Genomic DNA, 26,129 nt, shown 5'->3' with positions numbered 1-26,129 from the left:
GGGCCACCGGCAGGGGAGGACAACCGATGGGGGAGGGCTGCCGAGAGAGGGCTACCGGTAGTAGCGGCTCTCCTCGACGTCGACCACCGGTGCGCCGGGAGCCGGCGGCTGGGTGCGCCGCCGCTTGAGGATGCTGACGTACGTCGCCAGACCGATGATGCCGACGATCATCATGATGATGCCCACGAGGTCCAGGTTGACCCCGGCCATGTGCCAGTCGGTCGCGAACGTGAGGATCGCCCCCACCGCGATCAGGCCGATGCACCCGCCGATACCCATGGTGTGAGCCTCCGTAACCGGGTTGGTGGACAAGGACTGTGGACTGTCGCGTACCCGGGGACGGACGGCATATGTCGACGCTGATGCCTGGCTCCTGCCGGTGCCGGGACTCAGCCGGCCCGTCGGCCGCCGCGGCCGGCGGTCTTCTTCTGGCCGGCGGTCTTCTTCTGGGCGGCGGTCTTCTTCTGGGCGGCGGACTTCTGCGCGGCGGTCTTCTGGGTGGTGCCCTTCGCCGAGGAGGCCTTGGCGGTGGCGGCCTTGGCGGTGGAGGTCTTCGCCGTACCGGCCTTCTGCGCACCGGACTTCGCCGCGGTCTTCGACGCCTTCGCAGGGGCCTTCGCAGGGGCCTTCGCCACGGTCTTGCTGGTCGTTTTTGTGGCGGACTTCGTGGTGGTCCGCTTCGCCGTTCGCTGCTGTGTGCCCGCCCGTCCCGCCGCCGGACTCCCAGCCTCGGCGTCGTCCTCGCCGCGCGACCGCTTCGCGGCCCGCACACTGTCCTGCAGGGCCGCCATCAGGTCCATGACCTGGCCGGTGGGCTGCTCCTCGCCAGTGGCGAACTCCGGCTCGCGGTGCGCGAGCTTGGCCGCGACGATCTCTTCCAGCGCCTCCCGGTAGTGGTCGTGCACATCGTCCTCGGACAGCTCGCCGAAGGAGTCCATCAGCGTCTCGGCGGCCGCCACCTCGTTGGCGTGCACCTCCACCTGCCGCTCGGGCAGCACCCCGTCCATCGGGCGGATCTGGTGCGGCCACAGCAGCACCTGCATCACCAGCGCCCCCGCCATCGGGCGGATCATGGCCAGCGTCTCCCGGCCGTGCAGCGCGATCTTGCCTAGCCCGACCCGTTGATGCCGCTCCATGGCGTCCCGCAGCAGGACGTACGGCTTGGCCGCGGCGGGGCTGTCGACGCCCAGGTAGTAGCCCTTGCCGATCTGCAGCGGGTCGATGTCGCCGCCGGCCACGAAGGCCAGGATCGTCAGCGTCTTGGCGGTGGGCAGCGGTAGCGCCTCCAGGTCCGCGTCGCTCAGCGGGACGACGGTGTCCCCGTCGCCGGGGCGGTAGCCGCGCCCGATCTCGTCCTGGGTGACCTCGACGCCCTCGTGGGAGCACACCGGCTGATTGCGCACCCGCCCGCCGTCCGCCGTGTGGATGCGGACGAAGCTGACCGACGCCGCGCTGTCCGTGGCGTTGTACGCGGCGACCGGGATGGTGACCAGGCCGAAGCTGATGCTGAACTTCGCCGTGGGGCGCATGGGGGCCGCCTTCGTCGCTGCCGTTCGGCTCCATGCTAGGCGGGGCGGAGGAACCGTACATCCCGGGAGGGACCGGGCGGAGTAGCGCGATGGACCGGGTCGGGTGGCGGGGGCGGCCCCGGCCCGGGCCCTCGGCGGCCGGGGACGCCGTTCACTCGGCCCGGGCGGTGACCCGTTCGGCCCGGGCCGCCTCGGCCAGCGCCTGGTGATCGCGCTCGTTCTGGTCCGCGTAGCGCTCCGCGAACCGCGCCAGCGCCTCGTCGAAGACCTCGCGCCTGCCCAGGTAGCCGGCGATCGCGAACCGATCCCCGGAGCGGGCGTGCGCCCGGGCCAGGGTGGCCCCGCAGAGCGCCGCGAACCGCTGGAGCATCGCGGGCGTCATGTTCTCGGGCCGGGCGATGCCCTTCCAGTCGCGCAACTGGCGTACGTAGAAGTCGCGTTGCTGCCCGTCGATGCCGGTCGTCCGGTCCCAGCCCAGGAAGATATCGCTGGCCGCCTGCATCAACCGCTGCCCGGTGACCACCCGTTCGCCCTGGTTGGCGTGCGGGCCCGGTCCGGCGTACGGGGCGAGCGCCGACTCATCGGCCTCCTTGGCCTGCAGCAGCAGCGGATCGTCGGTGTCCTTGCCGAGCAGCAGCGCGATCCAGCAGCGGGTGCCCACACTGCCGACCCCTACGACCTTGCGGGCCATGTCGACCACCCGGTACTGGGACAGTAGGCTGCGGTGGTCCGAGCGCAGGCTGGTGCCGTAGCCCTCGACCAGGTCGCGCAGCTGGCCGGCCAACTGCTCGCGTTCGGGGTCCGGCATCAGGTCGCCCAGCGGCACGATCAGCGGGGGATCGGGCGCGAACCGCACCTGGCCGTCGCGCACCTCGGTCAGCTTGCGAAACGCCTGCAGGGTGTCGCGGGTGCGGGCCTGTTTCACGGCCCGCTCGAGCTGGGCCCGGCCGTCGCGGCCCAGCGCGTCCGCCTCCTCGGCCTGGACGTCGGCCATATCGGCGTGCGCGTACCAGACCTCCAGGGTGCGCATCTGCGCGTACCGCTGCATCCGCGTGCGGTACGCGCAGACGGCGGCCCGGACGATGCCCGCCCGCACCTTCGGGGCGAGGCCGTTGGCCCGGCCGGCGATGGCGAGGCTGGCCGCCAGCCGTTTGACGTCCCACTCCCAGGGGCCGGGCAGCGTCTCGTCGAAGTCGTTGAGGTCGAACATCAGATGACGTTCGGGGGAGGCCAGCAGCCGGAAGTTCAGCAGATGGGCGTCCCCGCACAGTTGGGCCGTCAGCCCCGTGGCCGGGGTGGTGGCCAGGTCGGCGGCCATGATGGCGGCCGCGCCGCGGTAGAAGCGGAACGGCGACTCCAGCATCCGGCCGTAGCGGATCGGTATCAACTCCGGTACGCGGCGCGCCGACTGGGCTTCCAGGATGTCCACCGGGTCGGCGCGGGCGTCCGTGGGCGCGTACTGCTCGTGGGCGGAGCGGGGCACCTCGGCGCGAAGTGCCCTGCCCCGTTCCGCTCGCTCCTGCGCGGTGGCGACCGCGTCGTCCGAGGCCATGGCAGGGTCCGGTGGTGTCAGGCCACCGCGTTGCGGTGTCGGTGATCGCCCGCGCACAGCGCCCAGATGATGAAGATGTCGATGGCGATCAGCACGATGGCCCAGAACGGGTAGTAGGGGATCCACAGGAAGTTCGCGAGCGCACCGAGACCGGCGAGCGCGACACCGACGATGCGTGCCCACATGGCCCCGCTGGCGAGCAGCGCGACACCTGCGAGGAGGATCACGATGCCCAGGATGAGATGGATCCATCCCCAGCCCGTGAGGTTGAAGGAGAAGACGTAGTTGCGCGTCGTGACGATGATGTTGTCCTTGGCGAGGGCGGAGATGCCCTCCAGGAGGGCCATCGCGCCGCCGAAGATCATCAGAACTCCGGCGAATGCGGTCCACCCGCCAACGGTGTTCTCTTTCTGAGGGGCCATGGGTCACTCCTCACTTGAGAAACCTGGCCGCCGGAACGATCAGTCCGGTGGCCATGCCCTGGCTCCACGTTTCCACATGCACCCGTCATCCGCATGTCAGGGCGGCCCGGGCTCCACGACGCGCGGTGGGCCGGTACGGGCGGGGGCGCACCGGCGTCCGGTGGGGGAGGCGCCACCGAATCCGGGCCTCCCGTGCCACCGGACGCCTCGTCACGCCGCGGCCCTACGACCCCCTGCGGCAGTGCCCGGCAGCGGCACCGGATCGGGCGCGGGCCCCGGCTGCGGCCCGGGCGTCGGGGGCGCCGGGTTCGGCGGGACCGGATCCGGTTCGGGGCGCGGCGGCCCGGGGGGTACCGGATCGGGGCCGGGTGCGGGGACCGGGCCGGGTACCGGACCGGGCGTGGGGCCAGGGGGGCCGGGGGCCGGGCCCGGGGTCGGTGGCGCAGGGTCACGTGGGGTGTGCCCGAGGCGGGCGGTGGCTCGCTGTCGCATGCGGGGTCTCCTTGCCGTTCCGGTGCGGCCCATGCGACGCACCGGGCGTGAATTGCTCGGAATGCGTAGGTACCCGCTCCGGGCCCGGACCGGGGGCGTGGCGGGCCGAGTGCGCCCGGTCAGTCGTCCTGCCCAGGTTCCCGACCGCGCCCGGCCCGCTCCTCCAGGTGCCGGCGCTCCCGGCGGGCCCGCTCCCGGTCGGCCGGCGAGGCGTTGGTGACGTCCAGGAAGATCGGCTCGGCGCTGGGCCAGGTGTCGGTCATCGTCCGCTTGATCCGCACCAGCACCTCCTCGACCCGCTCGCTGTCCATGCCGCCGACCAGGTCGATACGGGCCGCGACCAGTGTCGAGCGGGGGCCCAGCCGCATCGTCAGCAGACGGGTCACCGCATCGATCTCCGGCTGCTCGTCCAGGAACCGGTGCAGCTCCTGGCGCAGTGCCGGGTCCGCGGCCTCGCCGATGAGCGCCCCGCGGGACTCCTTGGCCAGCTGGTACGCGACGTACATCAGCAGCGCGCCGATGAGCAGCGACGCCCAGGCCTCCCACTGCACCTCGCCGGTGACCAGGTGCAGTCCCATGCCGGCCATGGCCACCAGCACACCGAAGCAGGCGGTGGCGTCCTCGGCCAGCACCGTCCGCAGCGCCGGATCGTCGGCGGTGCGGATCGTCGCCAGCATCCCGCGGCCGGCCGCCCGGGCCTGGCCGTGCACCTGCACCAGGGCGCGGACCAGCGAGGAGCCCTCGGCGACCAGCGCCACGGCGAGCACCACGAGTCCGACCAGATAGCCCGTACGGGTCTCCGAACTGCCCGAGCGGAGCGCCTCGATGCCCTGGAAGAAGGAGAAGCAGCCTCCCATGACGAAGATGCCGACGGCGGCGAGCAGGGACCAGAAGTACCGCTCCTTGCCGTAGCCGAAGGGGTGCCGGTCGTCCGGGGCCCGCTTGCTGCGCTTGAGCGAGGCGAGCAGGAACAGCTCGTTGAGGCTGTCGGCGACCGAGTGCGCGGCCTCCGAGAGCAGCGCCGGTGAGTGCGCGAACAGCCCGCCGACCAGCTTGGCCAGCGCGATCACCAGGTTGGCGCCGAGCGCCACGAAAACCGTCACCGTGGTCCTGGCGTCCGCCCCGCGCTTCTGGTCGTCCGTCAAGCGTCGCCTCCCGGGTCGGTGGCCGGCCGCGGTGAGCGTAGCCGCCGGGGCCGGGGCGCGCACCCCCGCCGTCGTTGCGCCTCATGGCGCAACCGGCCGTTTTCCGGCCCGCGGACCGGGGAGTGTGCCGGGCGAAGCGGAACGGTGAGAGGACGGAGGGCGAGACATGACCGGCAGTCCCCCCAGAGGTGCGCAGTGCCCGCCCGGAGGCGCCCGGTGAACGCCGGGGGCGGACCGCGGGCCGTGGCCCGTACGCTCCTGGAGCGGTACGGCACCACCTATGCCGCCCAGGCCGGGATCCGTCCGGGGAACACCCCACAGCCGCTCTACCAGACGCTGGTGCTGGCCGGGCTGCTGAGCGCGCGGATCCGGGCGTCGGTGGCCGTGGCGGCGGCGCGCGCCCTGTTCGCGGCGGGTCTGCGCACCCCACGGCGGATGGCGGACGCGGCCTGGCAGCAACGGGTCGACGCCCTCGGCGAGGGCGGCTACCGGCGCTACGACGAGCGCACCGCCACTCAGCTCGGGGACGGCGCCCGGCTGCTGCTGGACACCTACGGCGGCGATCTGCGGCGGATGCGGGACGCGGCGGACGGCGACGCCGGCGCGCTGTGCGGCGCGCTGCGCCGGGTGCCGGGCATCGGTCCGGCCGGCGCGAGCATCTTCCTGCGCGAGGTGCAGGGCGTATGGCCCGAGTTCGCGCCGTACCTCGACGCCAAGGCCGTGCAGGGCGCCGAACGGCTCGGGCTGCCGGGGGAGGCTGGCGCGGCTGGTGGCGGAGGACGACCTCGCGGCCTTCGCCTCGGCGCTGGTGCGCGCGGCGCTGGAGGCGTCGGTCGTGGACGAGGTACGGCGGGCGGCGCCCGGCTGAGGCCGGTGCCGCCCGGTTTCAGTCGGGCGGCTCCGGGGACGGGTGCTCGTCCGGTTCCGCGCCGGGTGGCTCCGCGGGGGCCGGGCCCGGCTCGTCCGGCTCGGGCTCCGGCTCGGCCGGGACGGGGTCGCGGGGCAAAGGCTCGGGGTCGCTCGGCACGGTGCCCGGACCGTCGGGCGGGGGTTCGGTGGTCAGCACGGTCATGGCGGCCCTCCTTCCTCTCCATCGTGCGTCCCCTGCCCGCGGTCGGCCCCTTGACGGAAAGAGCGGGGCCGGCTTCGTGGGCGAACCGGCGTGGGCCCGGTTCACCGCGCCGGGCCCGGTTCACCGCGCGCCTGCGCCCCGACGTGGACAGCGGTGCCGGGCAACGGCGCAACGACGGTCTGCGTCAACGGCCCTTCTTAGAAGGCTCGTTGGTCCTGCTGTGAGCGCGGCCCGGCGAGCCCGGAGGGGCGGCCGGTCCTCAGTACACATCGCGCACGTAGCGCCGGTCGGCCATGAGCTGTTTAACGTATCCGGCGGCGGCGTCCTCAGTCAGCCCGCCGTGGTCGACCGCGATCTCCCGCAGCGCACGGTCGACGTCCTTGGCCATCCGGGAGGCATCGCCGCACACGTAGAAGTGGGCGCCGTCCGCCAGCCAGGACCACAGCTGGGCGCCGTGTTCCCGCATCCGGTCCTGGACGTAGACCTTGGCGCGCTGGTCGCGGGAGAAGGCGGTGTCCAGCCGGGTCAGCAGCCCGTCCCGGTGCAGCCGGCCGAGCTCGTCCTCGTAGTAGAAGTCGGTGGTGCGCCGCTGTTCGCCGAAGAACAGCCAGTTGGGGGCGCGGTGGCCGCGGGCCCGGCGCTCGTCGAGAAAGCCGAGGAAGGGCGCGACGCCGGTGCCGGGCCCCACCATCACCATCGGCGTGGCCGGATCGGCCGGGGGCCGGAAGTGCGCGGAGCGCTGTACGAACACCGGCACCGCGAGGTCGGGCCCGGCGTCGGCCAGGAACGTCGAGGCGACGCCCTTGCGCGGCCGGCCGTGCCGGTTCTCGAACCGGACGACGGAGACCGTCAGGTCGATCCGCCCGGGGTCGGTCAGCGGGCTCGACGAGATGGAGTACAGCCGCGGCTGCAGCCGTTTGAGGACCTCGGCCCACTCCTGCGCACCGGCCCGGACCGGGTGTTCGGCGAGCACGTCGACGGCCTGCCGGCCCCAGGCCCACTGGGCGAACTCGCCCTGGTTACCCGGGCGCAACAGCTTCTTGAGCACCCGGTCACCGGTGCGCTCGGCGAGCAGCCGGAGCAGGGCCGGGGTGATCCGGGTGAGGTCCAGGTGGCGGTGGAGCGCCTCGCCGAGCGGCACCTCGTCCAGGCTCGGGAGGCACACGGCCGCGGCGGGGTCGAGGCCGGTGACGGACAGCCACTCCTCGACCAGGTCCGGGCAGTTGACCGGCTGCACCCCGAGGGCGTCGCCCGCCGCGTACTCCAGGGGGCCGCCCTCGGCGTCCTGGGTGTCGAAGGTGAACCTGCGCACCTCCTTGGTGGCGCCGGCCCGGCTCAGCAGCTGGTTGCCGACGAGGCGGGCGGTGGCCGGGGCGGCCTTGGAGGGGCGGGCCGGACGCGGGGCGGCGGGCGCCGGAGCGGCGGACTCCGGGGCGGGGGCGGCCGGGGCCGGACCGGCGGTGTCCGGTGCCTCGCCGTCCGGCTCGGCCGCACCGTCCAGGGCGCCCAGCACCTGCTCCAGCCACTGCCCGGCCGGCTGCTCGTAGTCCGGCTCGCAGTCGGTGCGCGGCGCCAGCCGCACCGCGCCTAGCTCGGCCAGCCGGGCGTCGAGCCGCCGGCCGTGGCCGCAGAAGTCGTCGTACGAGGAGTCGCCCAGCGCCAGGACCGAGTAGCGCACCCCGTCCAGTCGGGGGGTGTCCGGGGCGTTGAGCGTCTCCCAGAACCCCGAGCCGTTGTCGGGGGCGTCGCCGTCGCCGAAGGTGCTGGTGACGAGGAGCAGGTCGGCGGTGCGCGGCAGCGCGGCGGGTGCGCTGTCGGCCATGCTCAGCAGCGTCGCCTCCCGCCCGCTGCCCTTCAGCCGCCGGGCCGTGTCCGCGGCGACCTCCTCGGCGTTGCCGGTCTGGGAGGCCCACAGGACCAGCACCGTGCGCGTGGCGGGGGCCCCGTCCGCGGTGCCGGTGCCGCCCGCACCGTCCGGCTCCGCCGTCGACGGGGTGGCCGGCACCCGGGAGAACATCCCGGCCAGCACGCCGTTGACCCACAGCGCGCGCTCCGCGGTGAACGGCGCCTGCGCGGGCAGGACGGGCGTGCCGACGGCCGGCGCGGACCGCAGTCCGGCGAGGAAGCCGGACAGATAGCGGCGCTCGTGCTCGGCCAGCTCCGGGGGTGCCGGCTCGGGGAGCCGGAACACCGCGGCCAGCTCCGCCACCACCGCCTCCGTGCCGCCGTCGCCCCCTGCCGCCGATTCCGGCGCACCCTCCTGCCGCGCCGCCGGCCCGCCGCCGCTGCCCCCCGCCTCGCCCGCCACCCGGGCCAGCGACACCGCGCACGCCTTGAACTCGGGCTGGAAGGAGACCGGATCGACCGCGTCGTGGGTGACCGCATTGACGCTCAAGTACTCCCCGAACAGGTCGTTCCAGTGGAACGGTGCGAAGCAGTTCCCGGGCCGCACCCGGTCGGTGACCACGGCGGGCAGCACCGCCCGCCCCCGCCGGGAGGCGACCTCCACCGCATCGCCCTCCACCACGCCCAGCGCCCCGGCGTCCTCGGGGTGGATCTCCACGAACGGGCCGGGGTTGAGCCGGTTGAGCTTGGTGACCTTGCCGGTCTTGGTCAGGGTGTGCCACTGGTGCTGCACGCGCCCGGTGTTGAGCACGAACGGGTAGTCGTCGTCGGGGAGTTCGGCGGCCGGGAGGTGCGGCCGGGCGAAGAACACCGCACGCCCGCTGTCGGTGGGGAAGGCCAGCCGGGGCCGGGTGCCGTCCGGCCGTACGGCGGCCCGCTGGCTGACCCCGTCGTTGAGGTACCGCACCGGGTTGCGGTCCGGGCCGTCCGGTGCCGCGCTGGGCCACTGCACGGGGGTGCTCCGCAGCCGCTCGTACGACACCCCGCGCAGGTCATAGCCGGTCCGCGGGTTCCAGGCGCGCTTGATCTCCTCGAATATCTCCTCCGCGCTGCGGTAGCCGAAGGCGTCCTCGTACCCCATCTCGCAGGCGATCCGGGCGATGATCCGCCAGTCCGGCCAGGCCTCGCCCGGCGGGTCGGCGGCCTGCCCCACCAGGGTCAGGGTGCGCTCGGAGTTGACCATCACCCCCTCGGACTCGGCCCACATCGCGGCCGGCAGCACCACATCGGCGTACGCATTGGTCTCGGTCTCCGCGAAGACGTCCTGCGCCACCACGAACTCGGCGGCCTCCAGGCCCTCGATGACGGTCCGCCGGTTGGCGACCGAGGCGACGGGGTTGGTGCAGATGATCCAGCACGCCTTGATGTCCCCGTCGGCCAGCTGCCGGAACATCTCCACGGTGCCCTTGCCGCCGCCGTCCGCCCGCAGCGTGCCCGGCGCCAGCCCCCACAACTCCTCGACGAACGCGCGGTCCTCGGCCACCAGCGTCGAGCGCTGCCCGGGCAGCCCCGGCCCCATGTAGCCCACCTCGCGGCCGCCCATCGCATTGGGCTGGCCGGTGAGCGAGAACGGTCCGCTGCCCGGACGGCACAGGGCCCCGGTCGCCAGATGCAGGTTGATCAGCGCATTGGTGTTCCAGGTGCCGTGGGTGCTCTGGTTGAGCCCCATCGTCCAGCAGCTCATCCAGGAGCCCGCCGCGCCGATCCACTCGGCGGCCCGGCGGAGGTCAGCCTCCGGGATGCCGGTGAGCTCGGCGACCACCGCGGGCGGATAGTCCCGCAGGAACGCCGGCATCGCCTCCCACCCCTCGGTGTGCTCGGCGATGAAGTCCTCGTCCAGCCGGCCGTCCTCGGCCAGCAGGTGCAGCAGCCCGTTGAGCAGCGCCAGGTCCGTGCCCGGGGCGATCTGCAGGAACAGGTCCGCCTTGGCCGCGGTGGCGGTGCGCCGCGGATCGACCACGATCAGCTTGGCGCCCGCCTTCACCCGTTCCATCAGCCGCAGGAAGAGCACCGGGTGGCAGTCGGCCATGTTGGCGCCGATCAGCAGGAAGACCTCGGCGTGCTCGAAGTCCTGGTACGAGCCGGGCGGGCCGTCCGCCCCCAGCGACAGCTTGTAGCCGCTGGCCGCGCTCGCCATGCACAGCCGGGAGTTGGCCTCGATGTGCCGGGTGCGCACAAAGCCCTTGGCCAGCTTGTTCGCCAGGTACTGCGCCTCCAGCGACATCTGCCCGGAGACGTAGAGGGCGAGCGCGTCCGGGCCGTGTTCGTCGACGACCGCGCGCAGCCGCCGGGCGGTCTGCCGCAGGGCGGTGTCCATCGCGGTGGGCGCGGGTTCGGCGCCGCGGTCGGTGCGCACCAGGGCGTGCGAGAGCCGTCCGGGCGCGCCGAGCAGCGCCGCGCTGGTCGCGCCCTTGGTGCACAGCCGGCCGGCGTTGGCCGGGTGCGCCTTGTCCCCGGAGGCCGAGCGGACGGTGCGCCGCCCGTTGTCGTCCACCGCCACGTCCAGCACGATCCCGCACCCGACACCGCAGTACGAGCACGCCGTCCGCACCTGGGTGCGGCCCTCTGCCAGCGGTTCCGGTGCGGTCACGGACGGTCCCCTTCGTGGTCGAAAAGCTCGGAAACGACCCTACGAACCGCCCGTTAACCGGGTGTCACATCGAGCGATCAACAGGCGTTACGGCGCCCACACACCGGCCAGCGGCGCTCCGTGAGGTGTCGGTCCGGCCGCCGCGCGTCGCTCGCCGAATGAGTGACTTAGAAAGTGTAGTCATTGCACTTTCTGAGTCGCTGTGCTTTTCTGTTGCCATGAACCCCACACCTCCCCGTATCGCGATCATCGGCGCCGGCCCCGGCGGGCTGACCTGTGCCCGCGTGCTGCAACGGCGCGGCGTACCGGTCACCGTCTTCGACCGCGACGCGTCCGCCGACGCCCGGCCGCAAGGCGGCACGCTGGACCTCCATCTGACGACGGGTCAGGCGGCCCTGCACGCAGCCGGGCTGCACGACGAGTTCACCGCCCTCGCCCGCCCCGAGGGGCAGCAGATGCGGCTGCTCGACCACGCCGGCACCGTGCTCTTCGCGCACCACCCCGCCCCCGACGAGCACGCCCGCCCGGAGATCGACCGGGGGCAGCTGCGCCGGCTGCTGCTGCGCTCGCTCGCCCCGGAGACCGTCCGCTGGGGCCACTACCTGCGCACCCTGCACCCGCTCGGCGACGGCCGCCACCGGGCCGAGTTCGACGGCGGTCACACCGAGACCTTCGACCTGGTCATCGGTGCCGATGGCGCCTGGTCCCGGGTGCGCCCGCTGCTCTCCGACGCCACCCCGCACTACTCCGGCGTCACCTTCGTCGAGTTCGGCCTCGACGACGTCGACAACCGCCACCCGGAGCTCGCCCGCCTGGTCGGCGACGGCAGCATGATGGCTCCCTTCGCCAACCGGGCGCTGATCGCCCAGCGCAACAGCAACGGCCACATCCGCGGCTACGCCGCCTTCCGGGGCTCGGAGGACTGGACGCTGGATGCCGGAGTGCGGATGGCGGACACCGAAGCGGTGCGGGCGGTGCTGCTCGACACCTTCGCCGGGTGGGACGAGGGGCTGCTGGCGCTGCTGCGGGAGAACGACGGCGGGTTCCTCAATCGTCCGCTGTTCGCCCTGCCGGTGCCGCACACCTGGACCCACACCCCGGGGCTGACCCTCCTCGGCGACGCCGCGCACCTGATGACGCCGTTCTCCGGCATGGGCGCCAACCTCGCCATGCTCGACGGCGCCGAACTCGCCGAGGCGCTGGCCGGGCACGACGGCCGGGACTCCGCACTGCGCGCGTACGAGGCGGCCATGCTGCCCCGCTCCGCCGAGGCGGCCGAGGGGGCCGCCCGCGGGCTGGCCAACGCCATCGCCCCCGACGCCCCGCAGGGCTCGCTGCGCCATGTGCGCCGGATGGCGGAGCAGGCGGAGCGGACCGGGCAGGAGGGCCCGTGACCGCCGTGGAACAGCCGCCGCCCGGCCGCCGGGAACGCAAGAAGGCCCGGACCCGCCAGGCGCTGGCGGACGCCGCTCTCCGCCTCTTCCTGGAGCGCGGCTACGACCAGGTCGGCGTCAAGGACGTGGCGGAGGCCGCGGACGTCTCGGTGACCACGCTGTTCAAGCACTTCCCCAGCAAGGAAGCCCTGGTGTTCGACCAGGACGCCGAGCAGCGCGCGGCCCTGCTCGCGGCCGTACGCGAGCGCGCGGACGGCACCACCGTCCTGGATGCGCTCCGGACCCACCTGCGCGCCCTGCTGGTGGGTGTCCATGAGGCCCCGGGGTTCCGGGAGTTCCGCGCACTGGTCGAGGGCACCCCGGCGCTCACCGAGTACGCCCACCGGATGTGGCTGCGCCATGAGGAGGCGCTGGCCGGGGCGCTGACCGAGGAGGTCGGCGGCGCCGCGGACGAGGTGGCGGTGCGGTCGTTGGCCCACTTCGTGCTGGCCGCCCCGCGGCTGGCCGGCGGCTGCGCCGACCCCGGCGCCGCGCTGGACGCGGTCTTCGTGCGGCTGCGGCAGGGCTGGCCCGACCTGGACGTCTGAGCCCTCCGGGCCGCGCCCGCGCTCCGGTTGCGGCCCGCTCCCGCGCTCCGGTTGCGGCCCGCTCCCGCGCTCCGGTTGCGGCCCGCTCCCGCCCGTCGCACGATCGGCAGCGTAGGGGCAGCGGCCGGCGGTACGCAGCGCGGGACGAGCGCGGCCCGGCCGGCTCGGCGCAGAGGGGTGGAACACCGTGAAGATCACTGAGCCCACCCCCGGCGCGCCCTGCTGGGTGGAGCTGGGCACCTCGGACGCCAGCGCCGCGGCGGGGTTCTACCGGGAGGTCTTCGGCTGGCGCATCGAGACCGACCCGCGCGAGGAGGCCGGCGGCTACACCATGGCGTACCTGGGCGCCGTGCCGGTCGCCGCGCTGACTCCGCGCTACGCCCCGGGGCAGCGGACCGCCTGGACCGTCTCGTTCGCGACCCGGGACGCCGATGCGCTGGCGGCCGCGGTCGCCGAGGCCGGCGGGCAACGGCTGACGGGGCCGATGGACGTCTTCGACGCGGGCCGCTTCGCGCTGCTGGCCGATCCGGAGGGGGCCGTCTTCTCGGTGTGGCAGGCCCGTTCGTTCGCCGGCGCCGGGCTGTTCAGCGCGCCGGGCTCGCTCGGCTGGGTGGAGCTCGCCACCCGGGACGCCGAGGCCGCCAAGCACTTCTACACCGGGGTCTTCGGGTGGACGGTGGGCGGCGCCCACGAGGACTATCCGCAATGGGGCGTCGACGGCGCCGACTTCGGCGGGCTGAGCGCGCTCGACGAGTTCTACCCCGACGACATCGAGGCGCACTGGCTGCCGTACTTCGCGGTCGCCGACGTCGACGGGACCGCGGCCCGGGCCGCCGAGTCCGGCGGGCTGCTGCTGGTGCCGCCGACGGACGTCCCCGACGGACCGAGGGTTGCGGTGCTCCGGGATCCGCAGGGGGCTTCTTTCGGCATCCACCGCGCGGGCACGGAGGGCTGAGTGTCGGCCGCACCGTGCGCCGCCGGTCACACGATCGGCGGCCTGTTCGTCGTTTCACCCGATTCTTGGGGTTGTTTGCGCGTATTGTCCGCTTCGCGGCAATGGGTGGCATTGCGCGTCAAGAACAGGAGACTCCTATGTCCACGACCGAAGTCCTCGTGGCCCGAGGCAGGAAGTTCGCGGCGGGCGCGGGTGCACTGACCGCGGCTGTCGCCCTGGGTGCGACGCTCTCGCTCGCGTCCCCAGCCCAGGCGACGCCCGGTCCGGCCGACACCATGAAGCCGTTCGGCACGGTCACCGCGAAGCGGGGTCTGAGTGCACGTCAGTACCCCAGCACGGACTCCTCCGTGAAGGGGTACTACCGGCACCGCGCGCAGGTCGGCCTGGTGTGCAAGGTCCGCACCCAGAGCGTCGGCGGCAACAGCCTGTGGTACCTGACCCGCGAGGAGCGGGGCACCTGGGTCGCGGCGAAGTACGTGACCAACAGCGGCGTCGTCAAGTACTGCAAGGACGTACAGCGCGGCCGGCTCATCCAGCCCGGCGGTCGCAACAACGCCGCGAAGCACGCCGTGGGCTGATGGGGCCCGGGCGAGGCCCGGTCCGGTGCCGAAGGTGCCGAACCGGGCCTTCGTGCGTCCGGGGGTGTGTCGGGCCGGGGGCGCAGGGCGGGGTGGCGTCGAGAGCCCCTTCCGTATTACTGGAACAAGTTCTACTGTGCCCTCCGAAGCGGCATCCGACGGACCGTCAGAATCAGGACGGCCCACGGACCGGACCACCGGACCGCAACCACGGGAGGGGCCGTGCACCTCGAATACACACCCGAGCAGCAGCAGTTGCGCACCGAGCTGCGCGGCTACTTCGCCGAGCTGGTGCCGGACGACGCCGCGGCACGGCACGCCGACCCCGCCGCCCAAAAGCGCTTCTACCGCGAGACCGTACGGCGCCTGGGCCGCGACGGCTGGCTCGGCGTCGGCTGGCCCAAGGAGTTCGGCGGGCGCGGGCTGACCCCGATGGAACAGTTCATCTTCTTCGACGAGGCGGCCCAGGCGGGCGTGCCGCTACCGCTGATGGCGCTGAACACCGTCGGCCCCACGCTGATGCAGTTCGGCACCGACGAACAGAAGGCCTACTTCCTGCCCCGGATCCTCTCCGGCGAGATCGACTTCGCCATCGGGTACAGCGAACCGGACGCCGGCACCGACCTGGCGGCCCTCAAGACCCGAGCGGTGCGCAAGGGCGACGAGGAGACCGGCCACTATCTCGTCAACGGCCAGAAGATCTGGACGACCAACGGGGACACTGCGGACTGGGTCTGGCTCGCCGTACGCACCGCCCCCATCGAAGAGGGCACCCCGCCCCACAAGGGCATCACCCTGCTGCTGGTCCCCACCAGCGACCCCGGCTACTCCTGCACGGTGATCAACACCCTTGCCTCGCACGACACCACCGCCAGTTACTACGAGAACCTCACCGTCCCGGCCGCCCGCCGCGTCGGCCGGGAGAACCAGGGTTGGCGGATCATCACCAACCAGCTCAACCACGAGCGGGTCACCCTCGCCGCCCACGGCACCATGGCCATCCGCGCTCTGCACGACGTCCAGCGCTGGGCCGCCGCCACGACGCTCGCCGACGGCCGCCGGGTCATCGACCTCGGCTGGGTCCGCGGACGACTGGCCCGCACCCACGCCCGGCTGGACGCCATGAAGCTGCTGAACTGGCGGATGGTCGACGCGCTCCAGCAGGGCACCCTCACCCCGCAGGACGCCTCCGCGGTCAAGGTCTACGGCTCCGAGGCCCGCCGCGACGCCTACGCCTGGCTGATGGAGATCGTCGGCGCCGCGGGCCCCCTCAAGGAGGCCTCGGCCGGTGCCGTCCTGCACGGCGAACTGGAGCGCGGCTACCGCTCCGCGGTCATCTTCACCTTCGGCGGCGGCAACAACGAGATCCAGCGCGAAATCATCACCTGGATCGGCCTGGGCATGCCCCGCGTACGACGCTGAGCGCGGCCCCGTACCGCCCGCCGGCCCGTCAGGCGGGCGGTACGGCGCCGGGGCGGTGCCCGCCGCCGATGCCCTGGCGGTCGCCGGTGCGGGCGGTGGCGCGGCGGACCGGGTCGGGGAACGCCCGGTCGACCGATGCGTCGAGGCGGGTGAGTTCCGCACGGACCGCGGGCCGCCGGCCGGCGGGCAGGGCGGCGAGCAGGCCCTCCAGCAGTGCCCGCAGGCGCCGGCAGATCTGCAGGGACGACGCCCCGTACTCCCGGATCTCGGTGACCGCGAGCTGGAGGTAGTCCTCCCAGGTCCGGCCGGGCACCACCAGCCGCGGACGGCCGTCGGCGCCGGTGAGGACATGGCGGTGGCGCAGTTCCGCCCCGCCGACCACGTGCAGGAACGCCTCGATGTGGTTCAGGACTTGGACGGCGGTCGTCGGGTCGTTCACGGCGGGCGACAGCGCGCGGATGGCGATGTCGACGAGCACCCGCAGGGCGAAGGCCGGATCCTGCTCGACCGTCCGCTCGGCGCCGAGCGCGATGCGCCCGGTCACCCGCCGGGGGTCGGGGAGCGGCCCGCCTCCGTGCACCTCGACCAGGACCGTTCCCGGTGGCACGAAGTCACCGACCGGATGGGTCAGCACCAGGACGCAGTCGTACCGTACGGCGGTGGCCCGGAGCCCGGCGACGTCGAACGCCTGGATGGCGCCGCCGAGTTCGGAGCGGACCGGGGTCACCGGACCGTCGGGGAGGGCGGGGGCGCCGTCGGCCGGCACCGGGCCGCGGGCCGCCGTCATCGCGCGGCACAGGACCTCCCGCCCCAGGCGGCCGACCAGGTCGGCGATGGCCACCGGTCGGAGGTTATGGGTGAACCGGTTGAGGTAGACCAGCAGGAGCACCAGGCTCACCGCGACGGCCAGCCCGGCCAGGGTGACCCCGAGGTCGGGGACCGCGTGCGGTTCGATGCTGCGCAGCAGGGAGAAGGCGAAGGCGAAGGTGCCGGTGAAGGTCGCCAGCACCGCCTTCTGCAGCCGGTCCCGGTACCACAGGCGCATGTACCGCGGGGACAGCGTCCCGGTCGCCTGCTGGACGACGAGGACGCCGATGGTCACCACGAACCCGAGCAGTCCCACCATGGCCCCGACGATGGCGGCGAGCACCCCGCTGGCCGTGGCGGCGGAGTACCGCCAGGACGTGGGGACCCAGGTGGCGCCCTCCGCGGCGATCGCGCACTGGGCGAGCACCGACCCGAGGACGAGCCCGAGCAGCGGGACGACCCACAGGCTGGCCCTGATGCGTTGCCGCAGCCGGAACCTGGACGCCCAGGAAAGCACGGAAGCCTCCGCCCGACAGATCGATTCGGGGCCCTGCCGTCCACCGTAATGCCGGTCCTTCGGCACCGCAGAACTCCCGCCCGCCGGCGCCGGGCCGGCTCGGCGGGCCGACCCCGTGGTCCCGGCTTACGCTGGGCGGAGGGACGGCATCCGGGGTATCCCCATCCGGGGAACGGCGAAGGGACGGCAGCCGGGCGACAGCGCATGCCGAAAGGGGCGCCGCGATGGCCGACTACCCGCTGATCGAGAACCATGGCGTGATCGGGGACCTGCAGACCGCGGCACTGGTCACCACCGACGGGACGGTCGACTGGTTCTGCTGCCCGCGCTTCGACTCGCCCAGCGTGTTCGGAGCCCTGCTGGACCGGGAGAAGGGCGGGCACTGCCGGGTCCGGCCGGCCCACGAGACGTACGCGACCAAGCAGTTGTACCTGCCCGACACGGCGATCCTGGTGACCCGCTACATGACCGAGGTCGGCGCCGGCGAGGTGGTCGACTTCATGCCGGTGACCGGGACAACGGCCACGCCCCGCCACCGTCTGGTCCGGCTGCTGCGCTGTGTACGCGGAAGCATGACCTTCGAGGTCGACATCGCCCCCCGGTTCGACTACGGCCGCGCGCCGCACGAGCTGCACCTCACTGAGCACGGGGCGGTGTTCTCCGCGCCGGGGCTGGAGCTGACCGCGCACGCGATCCGCGAGCCGCACGACGACCGGCTGGTGGACCACCTCGACGGCGGGAACGATGTGCACTTCGCCCTGACCCTCCAGGCGGGGCAACAGCGCGGGATGATCCTGGAGTCGGCGGCGGACGGGCCGCCCCGGGAGGTCCGGTATGCGGAGTTCCAGCAGCTCTTCGAGGAGACCGCGCAGTTCTGGCGGTCGTGGCTGGGCCGCTCGCGGTACTCCGGGCGGTGGCGGGAGGCGGTGGAGCGCTCCGCGGTGACCCTCAAGCTGATGACCTACGCGCCCAGCGGTGCCCTGGTGGCCGCCCCGACGGCCGGGCTGCCGGAGCAACTGGGCGGCGAACGCAACTGGGACTACCGGTTCACCTGGATCCGGGACGCCTCGTTCTCCGTGTACGCCCTGCTGGGGCTGGGCTTCACCGAGGAGGCGGCGGCGTTCATCGACTGGCTGGACGACCGGGTGCAGGAGCGGGCCGGCACCGCGGGCGGCTCCGGACCGCTGAACATCATGTACCGGGTCGACGGCTCCGCCGACCTCCAGGAGGAGATCCTGGACCACTGGGAGGGCTATGAGCGCTCGGCCCCGGTACGGATCGGCAACGGCGCCGCCAACCAGCTCCAACTGGACATCTACGGCGAGGCGATGGACAGCATCCACTTCGCCCACCGGCACGGCATCCAGCTGGGCCACCGGAGCTGGACCTCGCTGCGCACGCTCCTGGACTGGCTCACCGACCACTGGGACCAGGCCGGCGAGGGCCTGTGGGAGACCCGCGGGGGCCGCAAGCACTTCACCTACGGCCGGGTGATGTCCTGGGTGGCGTTCGACCGTGCGCTACGGCTCGCGGAGGCCAGCGGCCGGCCGGCCGCCACGGCACACTGGAGCAGCGCCCGCGACGCCCTGTACGACCAGATCATGGCGAAGGGCTGGGACGAGGGACGGCACGCCTTCGTCCAGCACTACGGCAGTGATGTGCTGGACTCCTCGCTGCTGCGGATGCCGACGGTCGGCTTCATCAGCCCCCAGGACCCGATGTGGGCGTCCTGCCTCGACGCGATGGACACAGAACTGGTCAGTGACAGCCTGGTCTACCGGTACAACCCGGAGGCCTCACCCGACGGACTGCGCGGCTCCGAGGGCACCTTCTCGCTGTGCACCTTCATGTACGTCGACGCACTGGCGCGGGCGGGCCGGACCGACCAGGCCAGACTCGTCCTGGAGAAGATGCTCGGGTACGCCAACCACCTCGGCCTGTACTCCGAAGAAATCGGTCTGACGGGCCGCCAGCTGGGCAACTTCCCGCAAGCCTTCACCCACCTCGCCCTGATCGACGCCGCCCTCACCCTGAACGAGACCCTCAACCGGGCGGGAAGCGACGGGGGTTGAGCCCAGGCCCCGGGGGTGACGGCACCGAGGGCGCCCGACCACACGGCCGTCAGGAAGCGGCCTGCCGTCCGGACGGCGACGGAGCGGCGGCGGTGCCGGGACCGAGCAGCACGACCGTGTCGCCCGCCCGCGGGCTGCCCGGATCCCGCGCGGTGACCGGGGCCAGCCGGCCGTTCGCCCGGACGACGAACAGCACCGTGTGGTCCGCCGGCACCGGAGCGGAGGCGGGCCGCACCAGGAAGCGGGCGCCCCGCGCATGGCGCTCGGCCAGTGCGGGCCGGACCAGGCCGGTGCCGAAGAGGACCTCGCCGCCGGTGTACGGGGCGGCGATGCCCTGGCCGCCGGGCGGCGGGCCGATGCGGTACACCGGCCCGTCGAAGGCGTCCTGCACCACGACCGAGGCGAGCGCGTTGAGGTCGTCGTCCTCGGTCAACAGCAGGACCGCCGCCACGCCCTCCAGCCGCGCCCGGGCGCCGGCGACGGCGGCCAGCAGCTCACCGGGCGCCAGTTCCAGCCCCGCGCCGGTGATCCGGTCCCGCTCCGCCGCCCGTCCGGACCACATCAGCACGTCCAGCCCCGCCGTGCTGAGCGCCCGCGCCAGGTCGACCACCCAGGGCGCCCCGCCCACCAACAGGGGCCGGGTGGCCGCCGGTCGGACGACGCGCAGCCGTGCGGCCACCGGGACCGCGGTCAGCCCGTAGACGACCACCGTGCCGACGATCACCAAGAAGGTGACCGGCAGGATCGTGCCGGCGCCGGGCAGCCCCCTCGCCACGAGCGTCGCCGAGAAGGCCGACGCGGTGGAGGCCGCGACGATGCCGCGGGGCGCCATCCAGCCGACGAAGGCCCGTTCGCCGGCGGGGAGAGCGGTCCCGGCGGTGGAGAGCAGCGCGACCAGCGGGCGCACCACCAGGACCAGCGCCGCCACCAGGGCGAGGGCCGGAAGCAGCACCGGGACGACGGACGCCGTCGTCACCGTCGCCGAGAGGGAGATGAACAGCAGGCCGAGGATGAGCTGGACGAGCGTCTCGAAGAACGGGCGGCGCGCCGGCATGTCGAAGCCGGGCAGGTTCGCCACCGTCAGCCCCATGACGATCGCCGCGATCAGGCCGGTGTCGTCCAGCACCATGTCACAGCCCGCGGACGCCACGACGACGGCCGCCAACTGCGCCAGCGTCCCGAGCGTCTCGCCGAGCCGGAGCGTGCGCAGGGTCAGCCACAGCAGAACGGTGCCCACCGCGCCGCCGGCCAGCCCGACGGCCACGCTGCCGAGGAACGCGCCGAACCGGAAGCCGTGGCCGGACTGGAACCCGCCGGCCTCGATGGAGTGGAAGACGACGGCGCTGAGGATGGCGCCGACCGGGTCGATCAGCGACCCCTCCCAGCTCAGGATCCGCCGCACCCGTTCCGTCGGCCGGACGTGGTCGAGCAGCGGGCCCACGACCGTCGGCCCGGACACCACGAGGATCGCGCCGAGCAGGGCGGCCACCGCCAGCGGCACCCCGAACAGGGCCGGCGCCAGGCCCACGGTGGCGCCCCAGGTCAGCAGTACGCCCAGCACGATCAGCCGGACCACGGTGCTCCGGGCCGGGCCCCGTAGATGGCGCAGGTCCAGGCTCAGCCCGGCGTCGTAGAGGATCAGCGCCACGGAGAGCGACACCAGCGGGGAGAAGGCCGGCCCCAGTAGCCGCACGGGGTCGACGGCGTCCGTCAGCGCGCCGGCGGCGAACCCGGCGGGCAGCAGCACGATCAGGGACGGCAGCCGCAGCCGGTGTGCCAGGATCTGGGCGCCCACCGCGAGCGCCACGGTCAGGCCGATGCCGAGGAAGACCTCGTCACCGGTCACCGTGGCCCCGCCCCCGGGGCGTTCCGCTCCGGCCGCGGCCCCTTGGGGTCAGCCGTCGCCTTCGCTGCCGCCGCGCCGCAGGTCGGCGTCGGTGAGGGATTCCAGTTCGCCATGGGTGTCCAGCCAGTACAGGAGGGCGACCGCGGGGAGGACCAGTACGACGGCCACGAGGGTGACCAGCAGCAGCCAGCGCAGCGTGCCGGCAGCGCCCGCGCCCTGGTCCACGGTCAGCGAGGTGGGGATCAGGTAGGGGCGTTGGGCGATGCCCCAGGCGAGGACCCCGGCCGCCACCACGGCGGTGGCCGCGGCCCGGGTCCGGGCGGTGACGGACCCGCGGAGCAGCAGCCACCCGGTGGCGAACGAGGCCGCCCCCGCGAGGACGACGAAGACGAGCCCGGGGCCGTGGGTGAGCCCGTGCCACACGTGCGGGGCGTCGCCATGGGTGACGAACAGCGTGATCACGGCCAGTGCGGCGAGCACGCCGAGCGAGCCCAGCGCGCGCCGGCGGAAGTAGCCGTCGAGGTCGGTGGCGCCGAAGCGCCGGGCGTCGCCGGCCAGGAACACGGCGCCGAGGAACGCCGCCATCGCGATGCCGAGCAGCCCGAAGAGCACCGACGTGGGGTTGGACCAGGCGTCGGCGGAGGCCCTCGTCCCGGGCGCCACCCGGCCCGAGGCGACCCCGCCGACCGCCGCGCCCAGGAAGAACGGCGTGAGCAGCGAGGCGATGGCGAACACGGCACCGTAGAGCCGCCGTCCGGCGAGCCGCCGGGTGGGCTTGCGCAGGGCGAAGCCGGCGCCCCGCAGCACGATGCCGACGGCGGCCAGCGCCAGCGGCAGCCACATGGCGGAGAACACGGTCTGGAACAGGACCGGGAATCCGGTCCACATGACGACGAAGACGAAGATCAGCCAGACGTTGTTGACCTCCCATACGGGCGCCATCGCATGGTCGATCAGCCACCTCGGCCGCCTGCCGCGCTCCGCGCCGCCCGCGGTGAGGTCCCAGAAGCCGGCGCCGTAGTCGGTGCCGCCGGCGCAGGCGTAGGCGGCGACCGCGAGCAGCAGGACGACGGCGACGATGCCCGCGGTCATGACCGGTCCTCACCGGAGGGGGCAGAACTGCCGCCGGCGGACGGGGTGTTCCCCGCCGGGGCGGTGGAGCGCGGCCCGTAGGGCGTGTCCGTCTCCGGTGCCTCGCCCCGGCGTCCCCCGGCGGTTGCGTCGGCGAGCCGCCAGCGGGTGCGCATCTTCAGCAGCACGGCGACGAACGAGCCGAAGATGAACGCGTACACCACGATCACCAGCCCGAACATGGTCCACAGGCTGCCGGGACGGGTCGAGGTCACCGCTTCGGCGACCCGCATGTGGAAGTAGACGATCCACGGCTGGCGGCCCACCTCGGTGGTGATCCAGCCGCACTCCACGGCGAGGGCGCAGGCGGCACCCGCGACCGCCGCGGCCCGGAAGAACCACGGTGACGAGGGGAGCCGGCGGTGCCGCAGCCACACCAGGCCGTACCACAGGGCGAGCAGCACCAGCACCGAGCCGATCCCGACCATGGTGTCGAAGGCCCAGTGCGCGATGGTGGCCTGAGTGGCCGTCGGCCGGTCGCTCGCGGGCACCGACGTCAGCCCCGTCACCTTGGTGTTCGGGCTGAAGCCGGCCAGGATCGAGTCGAGCTGGGGGACCTTGATGCCGCCCGAGACGGATCCGTCCGGATGCATCCGGCCGAAGAGGTACTCGGGCACGTGGGTGTCGGTCTTCCAGACGATCTCCATCGCGGCGAACTTCACCGGCTGCTTGTGGAACACCGAGCGGGCGATCGAATCGCCCAGCACGAACTGCACGGGGGTGCACACCGCGGCGAGGGTGAAGGGAACGGTGAACCCCAGCTTGTGGTAGCGGTCCCGCCGGCCGCGCAGCCGGCCGACGGCGTAGACGCCGGCCACCACATAGCCCGCGGTCATCACCATCGCCACGACGAAGTGCCAGTACTGCGGCCCGAACATCGGGGTGAAGAGCGTCTTCCAGATGTGCACGTCGACGGGGTGGCCCGCGGCGTCGAGGCGGAAGCCCTGGGGGGTGTTCATCCAGGAGTTGGCGGCCAGGATGCCGAACGCCCCGAGCAGCGCGGTGAACGGTAGCGGCAGCCCGAGCAGGAAGTGGGTGCGCGCAGGCAGCCTGCGCCAGCCGTAGAGGTAGATGGCGATGAGGACCGATTCGAGGAAGAACGCCCAGGCCTCGACGCCGAACCCGATGCCGAAGACATCACCCCACTTGCCCATCAACCCCGGCCAGAGCAGACCGAATTCGAAGGACAGCACGGTGCCGGTGACGACCCCGACCGCGAACTGCACGGCCATCACGGCCGACCAGCGCCGCGCCAGCAACAGCGCGACCGGGTCGTTGCGGCGCAGGCCGCGGTGGTGCATCACCAGGGTGATCAGCGGCAGCGCCACCCCCATGGGGACGAGGAGGATGTGCGAGGCCAGGGTGAAGGCCATCAGCTCCCTGGCCGGGAGCAGTTGGGCCGGCGCAGCCGCCAGCAGCTGGACGGTGGTGTGCATACGGGCCCTCCCGCCGCTCGGAGTCGTCGCAGGTCGCGCGGGGTCGGTCAGCCACCGGTGGCGAAGCCGGGGAAGAGTGTCATCCCGCCGTCGACGTAGAGGGTGGTACCGACGACGTAGTCCATGAGGTCGGAGGCCAGGCCGACCACGGCGTGGGCGATGTCCTGGGGTTCGCCGACGCGGCGGTAGGGGATCAGCCGCAGGAGGTCCTCCTCGGCCTCGGGCGTCTCCCAGGCGGCGCGGTTGATCGGCGTCTTGATGGCCCCCGGGGCGACCGCGTTCACCCGGATCTTCTGCGGGGCGAGTTCCTGGGCCAGGGTGGCCATCATCATCTGCACCCCGCCCTTGGACGAGGCGTAGTTGACGTGCCCCGCCCACGGGATGAGCTGGTGCACCGAGCTCATACAGATGATCTTGCCGGCCGCGCTGGACACCTCGGGGACGACCCCGCGCCGCAGGAACTCCTTGGTGGCCTCGCGCGCACACAGGAACTGGCCCGTGAGGTTGACCTCCAGCACCTTCCGCCACTGCGCCAGGGACATCTCGGTCACTGGGGCGTCGCGCTGCAGTCCGGCGTTCGCGACCAGGATGTCAAGCGTCCCGAACTCCTCGACCATCCGGTCGGTCATGGCGACGACCTGGTCCTCCTGCGACACGTCCGCCTCGTACGCCGCCGCGCGCACTCCGAAGGCGGCGATCTCCTCGACCACCTTCTCGGCCTCCTCGCGGCCGGCCACGTAGTTGACGACCACCTCCGCGCCGGCCCGGCCCAGGGCGACCGCGGTGGCCCTGCCGATACCGGAGTTGGCCCCGGTGACCAGCGCCTTCTGGCCCTTGAGGAGCTGGGTGGGGATCACGCCCTGGGGTGCGCCCACGGTGGAATTCACGTCTGCTCTCCTCCTCGCCGACCGGAAGCCCGGGCCGGGTACGGAGCGCCACAGAACCACCGAAGTCAGGGCGCGGACGCCGTGGCGAGCGGCCGTTGGGCCGCCCGGCGGAGGATCTTCGCCCGGTCGGACCACCGGCCGGCGTCGGCTGCCGGGCGGTGCCGGCGGCCCCGGGGGACGCGGCTCAGCGCAGCCTGTCCAGCAGGTGGTCGCCCACCCGCAGGGCGTTGGCCATGGCCGTCAGCGACGGGTTGACCGCGCCGATGCTCGGGAAGAAGCTGGTGTCGACCACGTAGAGGTTGTCCAGGTCGTGTGCCTTGCAGTGCACGTCCAGGGCGGAGGAGTCCGGGTCGTCGCCGAACCGCACGGTGCCGGCCTGGTGCGCGGTGGCCCCGATCGGCATGCCCTTGTGCAGGTAGATGCTGTGCGGCAGCAGATGGTCCTCGTGCATGCCCAGATGGCCGAGCAGGTGCTGGAGCTTGTGCCGGAGCCGTTGCAGGCCGGCGATGTTGTTCCGCTCGTCCAGGGCCAGGTGGATGCGCCCGTCGCCGTCCAGCGTGATCCGGTTGTCCGGCAGCGGAAGGTCCTCCCCGCACAGCCAGAAGTCGACGGCGTGGTGCGCCAGGACCTCGAAGGGCATATCGGGGGTCACCGCCCCCGCCCACCGGGGAGCCTCGCCGTGGATCTGCTCGGCGTCGGACTTGCCGAGCATCTGGATGCCGCCGAGGGGGTAGTCCCAGTCGTCCGCGCCCAGGTACCAGTCGTGCAGGGCGAGGGTCTTTTGGAACTGGGTGTCGTTGGGCTCCTTCGAAAGGGCCATCAGGGCGAGGTTGTTGTGCCGCATGTAGTGACGGCCGACCACGCCCGAGCGGTTGGCGAGCCCCTGCGGGTGCCGGTCGTCGGCCGACGCCAGCAACAGGGCGGCGGAGTTCACCGCCCCGCAGGACACCACCACGATGTCCGCGGTGTACCGCACCTCCGCGCCGTCCGCGAGCCGCACCACGACCGCGTCCACCCGGCGCCCGGCCGGGTCGGTCTCCAGCCGGACCACCCGGGCGCGGGTGACCATCTCGACGCCGGGGTGCTGCAGGGCGGGTTCCACACAGATCACCTGGGCGTCGGACTTGCCGCGCACCAGGCACGGGAAGCCGTCCACCCGGTTGCAGCGGATGCAGACGCTGGAGTGGGTGGCCCGGCCGGACTCGTCCTGGGTCAGGTTGACGCCGATGGGCAGGTGGAAGGGGTGCAGCCCGCGCTTCTCCAGATCGTCGCTCAACTGCTGGATGCGGGGCTCGTGTTCGACCGGGCCATGGGCGTACGGTGCGCTGGCCGGCCCTTCCCACGGATCCTCGCCGTGCCGCCCGTGCACCAGATAGAGGTGTTCGGCCTGGGTGTAGTACGGCTCCAGGTCCTCGTAACGGAGCGGCCAGGCGGGCGAGATGCCGTCGTGATGGCGCAACTCCCCGAAGTCCTCGGGCCGCAGCCGGAAGAGGGCGGCCCCGTAGAACTTGGTGTTCCCGCCGACGTAGTAATTGACCTCGGGCGGGAAGGTGTTGCCGTCCTTGTCGTACCAGAACTCCGGCGCCCGGTACTTGCCCCGGACGAACACCGCGGTGGAGTCCCAGTTGTCCCGCTCCCGAGGGAGGTAGTCGCCGCGTTCGAGGAGCAGTACCCGCTTCCCGGAGGGCGCGAGCCGGTGGGCGAGGGTGCCGCCGCCGGCGCCGGTACCGATGATGATGACGTCGTAGTGGGGGGAGTCGCCCACGGCGCTCACCGTCCTCGGGCTCGCG

19 protein-coding genes and 1 pseudogene are annotated in these 26,129 nt (G+C 73.1%); 7 read left to right on the top strand and 13 right to left on the bottom strand.

The features are described 5' to 3' along the window. Positions 1-51: 51 nt before the first annotated feature. The 5 genes from AB0G84_RS07950 to AB0G84_RS07930 all read right to left on the bottom strand — a co-directional run bounded on the left by AB0G84_RS07950 (position 52) and on the right by AB0G84_RS07930 (position 5,140). Complete coding sequence (locus AB0G84_RS07950; RefSeq protein ID WP_361317129.1) at positions 52-279, bottom strand: DUF6458 family protein; 228 nt, start codon at positions 277-279, stop codon at positions 52-54. Positions 280-389: 110 nt separating this feature from the next. Beyond that, complete coding sequence (locus AB0G84_RS07945; RefSeq protein WP_361317127.1) at positions 390-1,529, bottom strand: Ku protein; 1,140 nt, start codon at positions 1,527-1,529, stop codon at positions 390-392. A gap of 151 nt (positions 1,530-1,680) precedes the next feature. Further along, positions 1,681-3,081 (bottom strand): DUF2252 domain-containing protein, encoded by a 1,401-nt coding sequence (locus tag AB0G84_RS07940; RefSeq protein ID WP_361317124.1) that lies wholly within the window; start codon positions 3,079-3,081, stop codon positions 1,681-1,683. A 17-nt stretch (positions 3,082-3,098) separates the two neighbouring features. Beyond that, positions 3,099-3,503 (bottom strand): hypothetical protein, encoded by a 405-nt coding sequence (locus tag AB0G84_RS07935; protein ID WP_361317122.1) that lies wholly within the window; start codon positions 3,501-3,503, stop codon positions 3,099-3,101. Between the two features lie 611 nt (positions 3,504-4,114). Then, complete coding sequence (locus tag AB0G84_RS07930) at positions 4,115-5,140, bottom strand: cation diffusion facilitator family transporter (protein WP_361317119.1); 1,026 nt, start codon at positions 5,138-5,140, stop codon at positions 4,115-4,117. 216 nt (positions 5,141-5,356) lie between these two features. Between AB0G84_RS07930 and AB0G84_RS07925 the strand changes: the two are divergent. Continuing rightward, positions 5,357-6,008: pseudogene (locus AB0G84_RS07925) on the top strand (endonuclease). Positions 6,009-6,026: 18 nt separating this feature from the next. Here AB0G84_RS07925 and AB0G84_RS07920 read toward each other — a convergent pair. Beyond that, the gene (locus AB0G84_RS07920) at positions 6,027-6,212 is read right to left on the bottom strand and encodes a hypothetical protein (protein ID WP_361317116.1); all 186 of its coding nucleotides are present in this window, start codon (positions 6,210-6,212) and stop codon (positions 6,027-6,029) included. 259 nt (positions 6,213-6,471) lie between these two features. Further along, on the bottom strand, positions 6,472-10,707 hold the full coding sequence (locus AB0G84_RS07915; RefSeq protein WP_361317113.1) for a bifunctional nitrate reductase/sulfite reductase flavoprotein subunit alpha: 4,236 nt from the start codon (positions 10,705-10,707) through the stop codon (positions 6,472-6,474). A 218-nt stretch (positions 10,708-10,925) separates the two neighbouring features. On the opposite strand from AB0G84_RS07915, the gene AB0G84_RS07910 reads away from it, so the two are divergent. The 5 genes from AB0G84_RS07910 to AB0G84_RS07890 all read left to right on the top strand — a co-directional run bounded on the left by AB0G84_RS07910 (position 10,926) and on the right by AB0G84_RS07890 (position 15,643). Beyond that, positions 10,926-12,101: an NAD(P)/FAD-dependent oxidoreductase gene (locus tag AB0G84_RS07910; protein WP_361317110.1), complete on the top strand. Its 1,176-nt coding sequence runs from the start codon at positions 10,926-10,928 to the stop codon at positions 12,099-12,101. After that, positions 12,098-12,688: a TetR family transcriptional regulator gene (locus tag AB0G84_RS07905; protein ID WP_361317108.1), complete on the top strand. Its 591-nt coding sequence runs from the start codon at positions 12,098-12,100 to the stop codon at positions 12,686-12,688. Before AB0G84_RS07910 ends, AB0G84_RS07905 begins: the two co-directional genes overlap by 4 nt. Before the next feature lie 187 nt (positions 12,689-12,875). Continuing rightward, positions 12,876-13,643 carry a VOC family protein gene (locus tag AB0G84_RS07900; RefSeq protein WP_361317106.1) on the top strand — a complete coding sequence of 256 codons (768 nt, stop codon included), beginning with the start codon at positions 12,876-12,878 and terminating at the stop codon, positions 13,641-13,643. Between the two features lie 137 nt (positions 13,644-13,780). After that, the gene (locus tag AB0G84_RS07895; protein WP_361317104.1) at positions 13,781-14,221 is read left to right on the top strand and encodes an SH3 domain-containing protein; all 441 of its coding nucleotides are present in this window, start codon (positions 13,781-13,783) and stop codon (positions 14,219-14,221) included. A 222-nt stretch (positions 14,222-14,443) separates the two neighbouring features. Beyond that, positions 14,444-15,643, top strand: a complete 1,200-nt coding sequence (locus AB0G84_RS07890) for an acyl-CoA dehydrogenase family protein (protein WP_361317102.1) — start codon at positions 14,444-14,446, stop codon at positions 15,641-15,643. 28 nt (positions 15,644-15,671) lie between these two features. Here the strand turns inward: AB0G84_RS07890 and AB0G84_RS07885 are convergent, their stop codons facing one another. Further along, the gene (locus AB0G84_RS07885; RefSeq protein WP_361317099.1) at positions 15,672-16,967 is read right to left on the bottom strand and encodes a DUF2254 domain-containing protein; all 1,296 of its coding nucleotides are present in this window, start codon (positions 16,965-16,967) and stop codon (positions 15,672-15,674) included. 224 nt (positions 16,968-17,191) lie between these two features. On the opposite strand from AB0G84_RS07885, the gene AB0G84_RS07880 reads away from it, so the two are divergent. Next, entirely contained in the window at positions 17,192-19,039 is a 1,848-nt protein-coding gene (locus tag AB0G84_RS07880; RefSeq protein ID WP_361317097.1) for a glycoside hydrolase family 15 protein, read from the top strand. Between the two features lie 49 nt (positions 19,040-19,088). Here AB0G84_RS07880 and AB0G84_RS07875 read toward each other — a convergent pair whose 3' ends face one another. The 5 genes from AB0G84_RS07875 to AB0G84_RS07855 form a co-directional block, all read right to left on the bottom strand. Next, positions 19,089-20,885 carry a cation:proton antiporter gene (locus tag AB0G84_RS07875; protein ID WP_361317094.1) on the bottom strand — a complete coding sequence of 599 codons (1,797 nt, stop codon included), beginning with the start codon at positions 20,883-20,885 and terminating at the stop codon, positions 19,089-19,091. A 48-nt stretch (positions 20,886-20,933) separates the two neighbouring features. Then, on the bottom strand, positions 20,934-21,977 hold the full coding sequence (locus AB0G84_RS07870; protein WP_361317091.1) for a cytochrome d ubiquinol oxidase subunit II: 1,044 nt from the start codon (positions 21,975-21,977) through the stop codon (positions 20,934-20,936). Further along, complete coding sequence (locus AB0G84_RS07865) at positions 21,974-23,452, bottom strand: cytochrome ubiquinol oxidase subunit I (protein ID WP_361317088.1); 1,479 nt, start codon at positions 23,450-23,452, stop codon at positions 21,974-21,976. Before AB0G84_RS07865 ends, AB0G84_RS07870 begins: the two co-directional genes overlap by 4 nt. Positions 23,453-23,499: 47 nt before the next feature. Then, positions 23,500-24,339 (bottom strand): SDR family oxidoreductase, encoded by an 840-nt coding sequence (locus AB0G84_RS07860; protein WP_361317086.1) that lies wholly within the window; start codon positions 24,337-24,339, stop codon positions 23,500-23,502. A gap of 184 nt (positions 24,340-24,523) precedes the next feature. Next, positions 24,524-26,104, bottom strand: a complete 1,581-nt coding sequence (locus AB0G84_RS07855; protein ID WP_361317084.1) for a GMC family oxidoreductase — start codon at positions 26,102-26,104, stop codon at positions 24,524-24,526. Positions 26,105-26,129: the final 25 nt, after the last annotated feature.

Source organism: Streptomyces sp. NPDC020742 (genome assembly GCF_040641675.1).
GTDB lineage: Bacteria > Actinomycetota > Actinomycetes > Streptomycetales > Streptomycetaceae > Streptomyces.
The sequence above is the reverse complement of the archived record's forward strand: the minus strand, read 5'-3'. Positions and strand labels throughout refer to the sequence as shown.

Excerpts from the sequence above, each read along its gene's own strand:
- AB0G84_RS07920 (WP_361317116.1), bottom strand. The coding sequence starts at position 6,212 with ATGACCGTGCTGACCACCGAACCCCCGCCCGACGGTCCGGGCACCGTG.
- AB0G84_RS07880 (WP_361317097.1), top strand. The coding sequence starts at position 17,192 with ATGGCCGACTACCCGCTGATCGAGAACCATGGCGTGATCGGGGACCTG.
- AB0G84_RS07940 (WP_361317124.1), bottom strand. The coding sequence starts at position 3,081 with ATGGCCTCGGACGACGCGGTCGCCACCGCGCAGGAGCGAGCGGAACGG.
- AB0G84_RS07910 (WP_361317110.1), top strand. The coding sequence starts at position 10,926 with ATGAACCCCACACCTCCCCGTATCGCGATCATCGGCGCCGGCCCCGGC.
- AB0G84_RS07935 (WP_361317122.1), bottom strand. The coding sequence starts at position 3,503 with ATGGCCCCTCAGAAAGAGAACACCGTTGGCGGGTGGACCGCATTCGCC.
- AB0G84_RS07945 (WP_361317127.1), bottom strand. The coding sequence starts at position 1,529 with ATGCGCCCCACGGCGAAGTTCAGCATCAGCTTCGGCCTGGTCACCATC.
- AB0G84_RS07865 (WP_361317088.1), bottom strand. The coding sequence starts at position 23,452 with ATGCACACCACCGTCCAGCTGCTGGCGGCTGCGCCGGCCCAACTGCTC.
- AB0G84_RS07950 (WP_361317129.1), bottom strand. The coding sequence starts at position 279 with ATGGGTATCGGCGGGTGCATCGGCCTGATCGCGGTGGGGGCGATCCTC.
- AB0G84_RS07895 (WP_361317104.1), top strand. The coding sequence starts at position 13,781 with ATGTCCACGACCGAAGTCCTCGTGGCCCGAGGCAGGAAGTTCGCGGCG.
- AB0G84_RS07870 (WP_361317091.1), bottom strand. The coding sequence starts at position 21,977 with ATGACCGCGGGCATCGTCGCCGTCGTCCTGCTGCTCGCGGTCGCCGCC.